We start from the raw sequence: 12,118 nt of genomic DNA on the forward strand, positions 1-12,118 counted from the left end.
TTAAAATTTTACTGTTTTTATGGCTTGTTAATTTTAGTTAAATATGAACTTACCTTACTTTTTTTACGTTTTTTCTTTTATTTTTTTATTTTTATTTGCATAAGTTTGAGAAACTTTTAAAATTTAAATTATGTTAAAGAACATTTCAAAATTAGGAACAGTCTTAAACAATTCAGAACAACAATCTATTAATGGGGGGAGTTCATGCTATAAGAAAGTACGTGTATGTGACGGTGTAGTTACTTCAGAAGATAATCCAACAAGTACTGAACCTGATCTAAATTGTCATTGGGAAATTCACGATTGTTAAGTAAAAGAGCGGACTTCAATCCGCTTTTTTTATTCATTGTCTTTTTCATACTACTGTTTTAATTGTTCACATTTAAAAAAACACCTGTCTTTACTGATATTAAACTTAGCTTCAATAAAGTTTGGAATTTCAAAATATTCCATAGTCTTAATTGATATCTTGCAAATAACTTCCATTGCTCGTTCAAATTCTTTTTGCTGCTCATTTGTCAACTTAAACTCTTGTGTTACAGCTACACATTTTCTGACTTGGAGCTTGATTACATTACTCAAACACAAATTAGAAACTTAAAAGCTCTAAAACTACTAGTATAGAGCAAAAAATACTTAAAGGGATTAAACAACAATAATATTAAACAAAGAAAAGAAGCTTGTAGAACAACTGGAAAAGAAAAAGCTAAGGTTAATGACTCCTTAGCTTTATAATAATTAATTCAAATAATTACACCAATGAAAACAAAGTTGGTATAAGTTACAGCAAATGTATTAAGCTTAACTTTTCATTATTATAACTTTGATTTGAATTACCTTTTATTTGAATTGAAAAACTATTACTATACTATAAAATGGGCAGAGAATTAATTCTCTGCCCATTTTTTTTAGGGGAATGCTTATTTTTTAGTAAACCAATTTACTAAAAAAATTAATTTATAAATGGATTATTCTGAACTTCTGCTTGTGGAATTTCAAGAACTAATCTATCATCATTATAATTCATAGAATCACCTGCTAAATATAAATGATTTGAACCTCTAGTTAAAGTTGCTTTATTTCTTTTTAGTGCTAAGTAACTTTTTCCTTCACCCCAAAACTCAATTCTTGTTTGTAAATAAATTTCATCTTGCAAAGCTTGTCCTGATAAACCATCAACGTATGCATAATCAGCTACGTCATCGTATCTTTCTGCTAATAAATCTTTTAAACGATTTTTAGCATCTCCCTCTAAACCTTCTTTGGCAGACATTTCAGCAGATAATAAATACATTTCATCAACTCTCATATAAATATAATCAGTATCTACATTTCGTTGACCTCTAAACTTTTTTGCTGGGTGATAAAACTTATTAATTGGCATTAAATAACTTCCTGAGTCTGTATCACCATCAAACTGAGTTTTTCTAACATCCTTATCTTTTATAGAGTTATATAAACCTAAATCTATTTGTTTTAAATCTCCAAACGACTGGTAACTGAATGTATAGTAATCCATTTGTCCCCACCAAGACACTAAATCTAGTCCGTTGTCAATAGTAAGATCAACTCCCCACATCCAACTTGGATTTTCAGCTACATTATTAAAACCTCCTGTAACTTTCTTTTTAGAAGTCAAAGGAAAACCTCCTTCAGTTATAACCTCTTCTGCTAATTCTTTAGCTTTGACATTGTCATCATTTAAACCTCTTGACGCATAAACATAAGCTAAGAGACCTTTTGCTACATGTTTATTTATTTGGTATAAATTACTTCTACTGTATGAATCTAGAAGAGAAATTGACTCCTCTAAATCTTTTATCATTAACTTATACACTTCTTCTGTTGTACTTTGTGGTTGAGCTTCAGAATTAGCTTCAGTATATATAGGTAAAACCTTAGATGTAGGTGTGTATTCTGGAATATATAACTGAGTTAGGTAAAAATAACCATAGGCTCTTAAAGCTTTAGCTTGTCCCATTTGCTCTCTATTAGCATCAGTAATTGCAGCATCATTACCTCCTAATGATTTTATTACTAAATTACTAGAATTAATTATTCTATAATAATATCTCCAAGCTATAAAATTTGGAGTCGTAAACGTGAAATCATTAGTAGAAGTTAATTGGGCTACATTACTATATCTATTATAGATATTTTGAGCTAATGCAATGTCACCAGACAAAATATCACTTATAAGGTCGTAGCCTTTTTGTCCATAATCTTCATGGTCTTCAGTCCCTCCTGTTTCTACCTGAAACATAGTTTCATATATACCTCTTAAAGTTCCATCTAAAATATCTGGGTAAATCTTTCCTGTTTCAGCCACATCGTTAACAGTCACATTTTCTGTAGGGCTTTCTTCAAGAAAATCATCACTACAGCTTACTGAAAAAGCTGTAATTGCTCCTAATAATATTGGTTTTATATATTTTTTCATATGTTTTTAAAATTTAAAATTTAGCTCTTACACCAAAAGTTATTGTAGATAATGGCTGATAGCGATATACACTTGATGAACCTGTCTCAGAAGTCATAGGATTAAAACCTTCTCTTGCACTTAATAAAAATAAGTTATCACCCGCTATCCATAGATTTAAAGATTTTACTCCTGAGTTTTCAATAAAACTACTAGGAACTGTATATCCTAATCTTACATTACTTAAAGCTAAATAGTCTGTTGACGTTATAAAGCGAGACGATACAGAGTTTACTTGTAAATTTCTATCACTTATTAATCTTGGTACGTTAGTAACATCTCCTGGGTTTTTCCAGCTATTTCGAATATCAGTATGCCAGTTATCTGACCCTACTTGACTATTATCCATTAAACCTGCATATACATTATCATATGAGTATCCTCCTAAACTATAACCGAATAAAGTGTTTATTGTAAAGTCATGTATTTTAGCATTCAATCTGAACGCTCCTCTAACTTTAGGAATAATAGATTTTCCTATAAACTTTTGAGTAGCATCACTGTACTCATTTGTTGTAGTTTTGCTAATTGCGTTATTTGGAAATTGTCTTTTATATTCAGTTAAACTTTTAATACCTTCACCAGCATCTACTGTTCCATTATTATTAGCATCATGGTAGTATTGATTCCAAAGAGGGTTCCCTGTTTGTGTATCTACCCCAGCCCATTCTCTTAAATAATAATCATAAATTCCTTTATCTTTAGCTCTACCATAACCTCCTGAAATATCTAAAACCTTTCTTTCTCCTGTAGATGGATCAATAGGCATTTCTGTTAACTTACTGTTAAACATCTCTCCATTAATACCAAAATCTAATTTATAATTTTCTTTATCTAATAAATGTGCAGTTAAATCAAATTCAAATCCAGAGTTTCTTAGCGTACCATCATTTACGTCTAAAATTTCATTACCTGTAGATGGAGCTACACCTCTTTCAAAGATTAAGTCCTCTGTGTTCTTAACATAATAATCAAAAGCACCTTCTAACTTATTATTAAAAATAGTAAACTCTAAACCAGTTTGAAACATCTTAGAAGTTTCCCAAGTTAAATACGGGTTTTGTAAATCATTTGGTCTTAATGAAATTTCACCTCCTAAGTTACCAATAGTATATGTATTTCTCCCTGAGTATATATCAACTCCGGCTTGATCACCTAAAATACCATAACTTGCTTTAAACTTTAAAAAATCAATAAAATCTATATTTGAAATGAAATTTTCTTCAGATAAAACCCATGAAGCACCTACTGAACCAAAAGTACCCCATTTATCTTTTGCAAACCTTGAAGAACCATCACGTCTTATAGCTCCTGAGAAATAATACTTTCTTTTGTAGTTATATGATACTTGCCCGAAATAACTTTCTAAAGCTGACTTAGTTCTATACCCTGTTGGAGGAGCTGACACTACCACATAGTTATGAGGATCTTTTAATCCATTTTGTAAATTAACTACCTTATTTTTACTCAAAGTACTTGTTTCATACTCACTTTGGTTTGTTTCGTGTGCTGCTAAAGCAGAAAAACTATGGTTTCCAAATTTTTTATTAAATCTAAAAATATTTAAAAAGTTTTGTGTTAGAGCACTAGAGTTTCTTTTAAATAAAGTTCCTCTTTGCTGAACAGCAAAACCATAAAATGGGTTTTGAACTTCATTATAGATTCTACTATAATATTGAGCCCCATATTGTGTTTCAAATTCTAACCCTTCTAAAAGAGATACTTTAAATGAAAAATTACCATTTAATGAGTGACGATCAGAACCAATAAAATTATGTTGAGCATTACCTAAAGCATTTGTACCTCCACCAAAACCTCGGTCTCTATAATCGTATTTATTTCCTCCATATTTTGTATCTTTTATAGGATTACCTTCTGCGTCACGTTCGAATAAAGGATAAATCGAAGGGATATTATCTACAAACCAGAAAACACTACCTGAATCTTCCGACTGCCCATTTTGTGTTGTTCTTCCTAATGTATATCCAACATTAGCCTTAGCTGTTAACCATTCTGCTGGTTTATGTGTAATATTTAATCTTGATGCATACCTTTTATAACCTGAGTTAATCGAATATCCTTTATCGTCTAGATATCCAAAAGAACTAAAATATTTAGTATTTTCACTCCCTCCACTCATCTTAACATTTGCTTCAGTTCTGATTGATGATTGAAAAGCATAATCTGACCATTCTTCTGGAGTGTACTTTCTAGACACCCCAGGTCTTACTTTTCCTGTTACTGGGTCAATTATTTGAGAAACATCATTTGTTGAGAAATAATTAAAAACATCTCTTATACCTCCTCTTGAAAACAAATTTTGGTTTGCATAAGCTGCTCCATCATTTGTTTTTCCATCAAACAAACCTTGGTTAGCCATTGCGTGCCATGACAACTCTATATACTCATCTGGTGATTTTATTACATCATATCTTGGTAATAACTGAAAGTTAACCCCTGTTTTTAAATCAACTTCAACTGACGTTTTTCCTGATTTTCCAGTTTTAGTAGTAATCATAATCACACCATTTGCTCCTCTAGAACCGTAAATAGCTGTTGCTGACGCATCCTTTAAAACAGTTGTAGATTCAATATCTGATGGGTTTATTGAGTTAATAGAACCAGAAAAAGGCACACCATCTACTACATATAAAGGATCTCTGTTTCCATTAACAGAACCAAAACCACGAATACGAATAGTAGCAGCTGTTCCTGGTTGTCCTGATGTATTAATTACATTAACCCCTGCTATTTCTCCTGCTAAAGCCTGAGACACATTAGAAACACTTTTTGCTTCTAAATTTTCTGTTTTAACAACTTTTGCTGTACCTGTAAAAGATTGTTTAGTTGTTGTTCCATAACCAACAACTACTATTTCATCTAATATGTTAGCATCTTCTTTCATTAAAACATTTAGTTCTGATCCTGCTCCCACTGTTCTCTCAGTTACTTGCATTCCAACGAAACTAAAAACTAAAACATCTCCTGTTTTTGCGTTTAATGAATACTTACCATCAAAGTCTGTTTCAGTACCCATGGTCGTACCTTTTAAAATTACATTCACACCAGGTAAAGGTCCTGCACTATCAGATACCACTCCAGTGATTTTTTTCTCCTGTGCGCTCATATTCAGTAAAAAACTGAAGAATAAAAATACACAGATTACATTTTTCAAATGTAGATTCATAAATTATTAAATTTTTATTAATTAACAGTTGTAAATCTAAAGGCTATAAGTTTTTGTTAACACCTTTTTGAAGTTAACACCTTTTAATTTGATGTGAAAAAACAATTTTAAGAAGTTAACAACATGCTCATTAAAAAAAGCCACCTGTTAATTAATGTTAAAATATTAAAAGCCTACTATTTTTACTAGCTTTTAAAGGAGTTCTTCTTTATTTTTGCCACAAATTGTATTCAAATAGTAAGTTCCTTTAATTACTAATTTGGAAGTATAATTATTAAATTTCAACAATTGTTAAACAACTATGAAATTAGGGTATTCTATAACTTCAACTGTTACAGCTCCTAGAAAATAAAATGAAAATGAAAATATCAATTCTAATCGTTGACGAAGAAAATTCTGCTAGACTTCGGTTTAAAAACTTAGTGAGCGATTACAGTTTTATAGAAACTGTTGATGAATCTTCTAATGGCTTAGACGCTATAAAGAAAATCAACACTTTAAACCCAGATGTTGTATATCTTGACACCAAAATAAACGATATGACTGGGTTTGATATTATCGAAAAAATAACTCTACCTAAAAAGCCTATTTTTATTTTCACAGCTTCTTCTAACGAACATGCTGTGAAAGCTTTTGACTACTTTGCTTTTGATTATCTTTTAAAACCATTAAAAGAAGATCGTTTTTATGCTTCTATTAAAAAGGTTATTGATTATAAGAAAATAGAAAAACTTTCTGATTTAGATAACATCATAGATCTAGTAAAAGAGAAGACTCCTATTGAAATGCCTGTAAAAGGAACCAAGATTAATATTAAATCGGGAAACAAAATAATTTTCTTAGAACGAAACGCTATTAAGTATATATCCGCTTCAGGTTATTATGTAGAAATTTTCACTACTGATAATAAAAAGTATCTACTACGTGAATCTTTATCAAGCATAATTAAAAGGTTAAACTCTAATTTTTTTGTTAGAATTCACAGATCTACTATAATCAACTCTAATTTTATTGATGAGATCATCACTTCCAATTATGGTGAGACAGATGTAAAAATTAACGATAACAAAACTTTTAGAGTAAGTAAAAGCTATAAAAAAGATTTTCAAGAACTTATGGGGGTTAAATAAAAATCCTTTCTTTTGAATCATTAATTTTGTTTAATGAACACTAACAAAAAATATAAAAGAATTATTTCTTTAGTTCCTAGTCAAACAGAACTTTTAGTTGATTTAGGTCTCGAAGACAATATATTAGGAATAACAAAATTTTGCGTTCACCCAACACATTTAACTAAAACAAAAACTATTGTTGGTGGCACCAAAAACATAAAAATAGATAAAATTAAAGAGCTTCAACCAGACATTATTCTTTGTAACAGAGAAGAAAACACCAAAGAAATAGTAGAAGCCTGCCAGCAAGTAGCGTTTACCCATGTTTCTGATGTTTTTACACTTACAGACTCTATAGAGTTAATTTCTTTGTACGGAAGTTTTTTTGAGAAGCAAATTGAAGCTAAAAAAATAACTAATAAATTAGAGTCAAAAATAATTGATTTTAAAAAGTTTATTAAAAATAAAAAAAGTAGAAAAGTTGCTTATTTTATTTGGAGAAATCCTTGGATGGTTGCAGCAAGTAATACGTTTATAAATCACCTACTAGAATTAAACAAATTTGAAAATGTTTATGCTAACGAAAAAAGGTATCCAGAAGTTGACATAAAAAATATCAATAAGAAAAAACCAGAATTAATTTTACTTTCTTCTGAACCTTTTCCTTTCAAAGAAAAACACATTCTTGAGATTATAGAACACACTAACAACCTGACTCCTATATTGGTTGACGGTGAATACTTTTCTTGGTACGGTAGTAGACTGTTAAAAGCTTTTGATTACTTTAAGGAGTTACACAACAGGGCTTGACATATCTTCATCTAAATATTTTATTCTATTTAGTTTTTCCAATATCTTCATCGCTTTGAATGCTGAGCGATCACTTTTGCACTCATCTTCATATTTATAATCATTAGCTGTCTCAACCAACCTTAGATATCTCTCTTCAAGATGTTTTCTGTATCTACGTAATTGATTAATTCTTGACATTTATAATTGGGTTAACACGGATTATAAATATACATATTTATTTGATTTACAACAATATAAAAAAACAATTAAATATAAAATGGGGAAAACCCCTATTTTTAATATTACTAATAACAAAAAAGCTCTTGATTTCTCAAGAGCTTTTTAATTCTATTTACTATCCTGTAACGCAAATACCTGACGTAATAATGCTGTATTACGTAATCCTACTTTATTACGTATACCTTTTTCTTCAACCGCAATCATAGTAAACACACCATCTAACGCTTCAGTTGTTACATAGTCTGTTAAGTCTGGATTCACTTTTTTAACAAACGGAATACTATTGTATTTCGTGATTAAGTTTGACCAAATTTTATCAGCTCCTACTTTCGAAAATGAGTTTTTAATTACTGGATTAAACTCAGCATATAACGCAGAAGTTGTTTTTCCTTCTAAATAAGAAGTCGCTGCGTTATCAGCTCCTAATAAAATATTTTTTGCATCTGTAAACGTAATTTCCTTAACGGCGTTCACAAAAATTGGAGTTGCTGTTTTTACAGCATCCTCAGCAGTTCTATTAATTGCTTTTAATCCTTCATCAGCTAAATTACCTAAACCTATCTTTCTCAAACCCTTGTCTACTACTTGTAATTCCTCTGGTAATAAAATTTTTACCAAGTCATTTCTATAAAAACCATCTTTTGAAGTTAATTTAGTTACTTGATGCTGAATTCCGTTATCTAAAGCTTGACGCAAACCATTACCAATCTGTTCTTGTGTTAACACCCCTCCTTGTGGTAATTGATTTACTACTTTTTGTAATTCTGCACATCCCATAAAAGTAAGTGCAATAAAGAATACTGTAATTTTTTTCATGTTTACTTGTTTGATTTTATCTATTAGAAACAATAAACTAATTATTGTCACATTTATTTGAAACTATCGGTATTTTTATCATATCCATACGGACAGTGTTTACAACCACTTTTACAACAATATCCTCGTCGTAAATGATACGCTTCTTTAAAAACCCTATACCCTTGCTCATTAGTATAATACTCATCAGGAGTGGGTTTTAATATCTTATTTCTCATACTACAAATATCATAAAAAAATACGTTAAACAGACTTTATAATTCTGCTTAACGTATTTGTATATCTTAAAAAATTTAAATCTTACTTTTTAGCGTTAGGTGGATACTCCGCCATAATCTCAGCCACAAATTCTTTAATACGAGCTTCCTTTCTTTCTACACTACTTGTACTCAAAGCTCCCGTTCCTATTCCTTGCCATACTAACTCTTTTTTGTCAGCATCTAACAAATCAATAAACAACGTACCTTCGGTATATTGAGAAACAGTTACTGGACTTGGTCCATAATACCATGGATAGTAAAATCCTCCATAGAAATTATCATTCACATTAATACGCTCACGAGACTTTGTAAACAAACTCACTAAAACATCTGGGGTAGCTGATTTTGTCATCCCTTTCGCCGTCAACTCTGCTTCAATAGCACGCATAATACGTTTTTTATCTAAATCAGAGATTGGAGCTTTGTCTATACCTGTTTTGTAAAACGCAAACGTTTTGTATTTATTAAAATCTGTTTGTGTATCATAATCCGTTACTACTCTTACTGAACTACATGAAGTAATTAGTAAAGCTACAATTGGCAAAAAAAGTAATTTTAAATTTTTCATTTTCTAAGAGTTTACATGTTTTCTAATAACGCATCGTCCACTAAGTTTGGAAGTGTAACTTTTAGTTTCTTTTCAACTTCCATGGCACGTTTAATAGCAAAAACAGCTTCATTATTTCGTGCCCAACTACGTCTTGCTATTCCGTTATTCACATCCCAGAAAAGCATTGATTTTAAGCGCCTTGATGCATCTTTAGAACCATCAAGAAGCATGCCAAACCCTCCATTAATTACTTCTCCCCAACCTACTCCACCTCCATTGTGAATAGAAACCCAAGTAGCTCCTCTAAAACTATCTCCTATTACATTATGAATTGCCATATCTGCTGTAAAGCGCGAACCATCATAAATATTAGAAGTTTCACGGTAAGGTGAATCAGTTCCAGATACATCATGATGATCACGACCTAAGACTACTGGACCAATTTTTCCTTTCTTAATTGCTTTGTTAAACGCTTCTGCTATTTTCATACGTCCTTCAGCGTCTGCATATAAAATACGTGCTTGTGAACCTACAACTAACTTATTTTCTTGCGCTCCTTTAATCCACTGAATATTATCTGCCATTTGTTGTTGGATTTCTTCTGGAGATTTTTTCATAATTTTCTCCAATACCTTACAAGCAATCGCATCCGTTTTGGCTAAATCTTCTGGTTTTCCTGAAGTACATACCCAACGGAAAGGCCCAAAACCATAATCAAAACACATAGGCCCCATAATATCTTGTACATAACTAGGATACTTGAACTCTCTTCCCAACGTCGGATTTGGGTTCATTACATCAGCTCCTGCTCTACTCGCTTCCAATAAAAAGGCATTCCCGTAATCAAAGAAATACGTTCCTTTTTCTGTATGTTTATTAATCGCTTTTGCGTGACGACGTAAGGTTTCTTGTACTTTTTCTTTAAACAACTCTGGATTATTCGCCATCATTTCATTTGATTCTTCAAACGACATATCTACTGGATAATAACCTCCTGCCCATGGATTGTGCAACGATGTTTGATCTGAACCTAAATCAATATACACATTTTCTTCAGCAAACTTTTCCCAAACATCCACGATGTTTCCTAAATATGCTAACGAAACAACTTCTTCGTTTTCCTTTGCTTTACGAACACGTACTACCAATTCATCTAAATCGGTGATTTTTTCATCAATCCAACCTTGATCTAAACGAACCTGCGTTATTTTCGGATTCACCTCAGCACACACTGTAATACAACCTGCTATATTTCCTGCTTTTGGTTGCGCACCACTCATTCCTCCTAAACCAGCAGTAACAAATAAATTACCTTTTGGAGACTTTCCTATTTTTCTGAATCCGTTTAACACAGTAATTGTTGTTCCATGTACAATTCCTTGTGGACCTATATACATGTAACTTCCTGCTGTCATTTGCCCATATTGAGTTACTCCTAACGCATTAAACTTTTCCCAATCATCTGGTTTTGAATAATTCGGAATCATCATACCATTGGTAACCACTACTCTTGGTGCATCTTTATGTGATGGGAATAATCCCATTGGGTGTCCTGAATACATTACCAAAGTTTGTTTATTGGTCATTTCAGATAAGTACTTCATGGTTAATAAATACTGTGCCCAATTAGAAAATACTGCTCCATTACCACCATAAGTAATTAATTCGTGAGGATGCTGTGCTACTGCATAATCCAAATTATTTTGAATCATTACCATAATCGCTTTTGCTTGCTCTGATTTCCCTGGATACTCTTCAATAGGACGCGCATACATCTTATAATCAGGACGGAAACGATACATATAAATTCGTCCGTACCTCTCTAATTCTTCAGCAAATTCTGGTAATAATGCTGAATGATGTTTTTTATCAAAATAACGCAATGCATTACGTAAAGCCAATTTCTTCTCTTCATCAGTTAAAATTTCTTTACGTTTTGGTGCGTGATTTATGGTGGTGTCATACTCCTTTTTTGGAGGTAATGTAGTAGGTATTCCTTGTTTTATTTGTTCTTTAAAAGTCATTTTATACGGTTTATCGTTTCCAATTAAAAAATGAAAACTTATTAATTTTAAATCTGTTTATAATCGTAAAAATGAAGAAACTATGGATAACGGATATCGGCTCTGTGATACTGAGCTTCAATCCTCTTTTTATATTTTAGAGTTAAAAAATCCATTTCTTTGAAGTTTGCACAAATATAAGTCTATACAGTTAAAAACAGCATCTTTAAAAAGTATAATTTTTTCTTCTTCTTGTATTTTTACTCTTGTCCTAACAATAAATTGTACCTTTGGTAAGTTTATTGCATGAACAAGTTTATGATATTTATTTCAAAACATATAATACCAAAAGGATTTTCTGGAATGACATTATACCCTTTTATATTCTTAAAAAGAGAAGATTTAAAAGGTGATCCTGTTTTAATAAATCATGAAAAAATACACTTAAAACAGCAATTAGAGTTACTAATTGTCTTCTTTTATCTTTTCTATTTTTTAGAATGGCTTATTAAGCTATTAATTTATCGAAAAACATCATTAGCTTATAAAAACCTAAGTTTTGAACGAGAGGCCTATCAAAATGAACATAATTTAGAATATATCTCTACTCGAAAGAGATGGGCATTCCTTTCTTATTTATAATTGTTAAAACATCCGTCTATTTTTTAAGATTTCCGTA

Annotated in this window: 11 protein-coding genes; 4 read left to right on the forward strand and 7 right to left on the reverse strand. The window is 31.1% G+C overall.

Going from position 1 to position 12,118, the window contains the following annotated elements; all coding sequences use genetic code 11:
• The first annotated feature begins 130 nt into the window (after positions 1 to 130).
• Positions 131 to 310, forward strand: a complete 180-nt coding sequence (locus AC3VJB_RS08745) for a hypothetical protein (RefSeq protein ID WP_167713292.1) — start codon at positions 131 to 133, stop codon at positions 308 to 310.
• 642 nt (positions 311 to 952) lie between these two features.
• On the opposite strand, the gene AC3VJB_RS08750 is transcribed toward AC3VJB_RS08745, so the two are convergent.
• Together AC3VJB_RS08750 and AC3VJB_RS08755 are read right to left on the reverse strand one after the other, a co-directional pair.
• A complete protein-coding gene (locus AC3VJB_RS08750) occupies positions 953 to 2,440 on the reverse strand; it encodes a RagB/SusD family nutrient uptake outer membrane protein (protein ID WP_159489893.1) in 1,488 nt (495 codons plus the stop codon).
• 13 nt (positions 2,441 to 2,453) lie between these two features.
• Positions 2,454 to 5,606, reverse strand: coding sequence for a SusC/RagA family TonB-linked outer membrane protein (locus tag AC3VJB_RS08755; RefSeq protein WP_231128381.1), 3,153 nt, complete (start codon positions 5,604 to 5,606; stop codon positions 2,454 to 2,456).
• A gap of 419 nt (positions 5,607 to 6,025) precedes the next feature.
• Here AC3VJB_RS08755 and AC3VJB_RS08760 point away from each other — a divergent pair, with 419 nt between their 5' ends.
• Together AC3VJB_RS08760 and AC3VJB_RS08765 are read left to right on the forward strand one after the other, a co-directional pair.
• Entirely contained in the window at positions 6,026 to 6,796 is a 771-nt protein-coding gene (locus AC3VJB_RS08760) for a LytR/AlgR family response regulator transcription factor (RefSeq protein WP_073182666.1), read from the forward strand.
• A 33-nt stretch (positions 6,797 to 6,829) separates the two neighbouring features.
• On the forward strand, positions 6,830 to 7,588 hold the full coding sequence (locus AC3VJB_RS08765; RefSeq protein ID WP_159489889.1) for an ABC transporter substrate-binding protein: 759 nt from the start codon (positions 6,830 to 6,832) through the stop codon (positions 7,586 to 7,588).
• Here the strand turns inward: AC3VJB_RS08765 and AC3VJB_RS08770 are convergent.
• The 5 genes from AC3VJB_RS08770 to hutU all read right to left on the reverse strand — a co-directional run bounded on the left by AC3VJB_RS08770 (position 7,571) and on the right by hutU (position 11,460).
• Positions 7,571 to 7,768, reverse strand: coding sequence for a hypothetical protein (locus AC3VJB_RS08770; RefSeq protein ID WP_047788449.1), 198 nt, complete (start codon positions 7,766 to 7,768; stop codon positions 7,571 to 7,573). The genes AC3VJB_RS08765 and AC3VJB_RS08770 overlap by 18 nt on opposite strands.
• Before the next feature lie 150 nt (positions 7,769 to 7,918).
• On the reverse strand, positions 7,919 to 8,626 hold the full coding sequence (locus AC3VJB_RS08775; RefSeq protein ID WP_159489887.1) for a DUF4197 domain-containing protein: 708 nt from the start codon (positions 8,624 to 8,626) through the stop codon (positions 7,919 to 7,921).
• Positions 8,627 to 8,679: 53 nt separating this feature from the next.
• Positions 8,680 to 8,844, reverse strand: a complete 165-nt coding sequence (locus AC3VJB_RS08780) for a C1orf53 family protein (protein WP_159432107.1) — start codon at positions 8,842 to 8,844, stop codon at positions 8,680 to 8,682.
• Positions 8,845 to 8,926: 82 nt separating this feature from the next.
• The gene (locus tag AC3VJB_RS08785; protein WP_073181605.1) at positions 8,927 to 9,454 is read right to left on the reverse strand and encodes a DUF4136 domain-containing protein; all 528 of its coding nucleotides are present in this window, start codon (positions 9,452 to 9,454) and stop codon (positions 8,927 to 8,929) included.
• Positions 9,455 to 9,465: 11 nt separating this feature from the next.
• Positions 9,466 to 11,460, reverse strand: a complete 1,995-nt coding sequence (gene hutU / locus AC3VJB_RS08790; protein ID WP_497667040.1) for a urocanate hydratase — start codon at positions 11,458 to 11,460, stop codon at positions 9,466 to 9,468.
• A 297-nt stretch (positions 11,461 to 11,757) separates the two neighbouring features.
• Here hutU and AC3VJB_RS08795 point away from each other — a divergent pair, with 297 nt between their 5' ends.
• On the forward strand, positions 11,758 to 12,081 hold the full coding sequence (locus AC3VJB_RS08795; protein WP_047788453.1) for a hypothetical protein: 324 nt from the start codon (positions 11,758 to 11,760) through the stop codon (positions 12,079 to 12,081).
• The last annotated feature ends 37 nt before the right edge of the window (positions 12,082 to 12,118 follow it).

Source organism: Tenacibaculum sp. TB-53 (assembly GCF_059716285.2).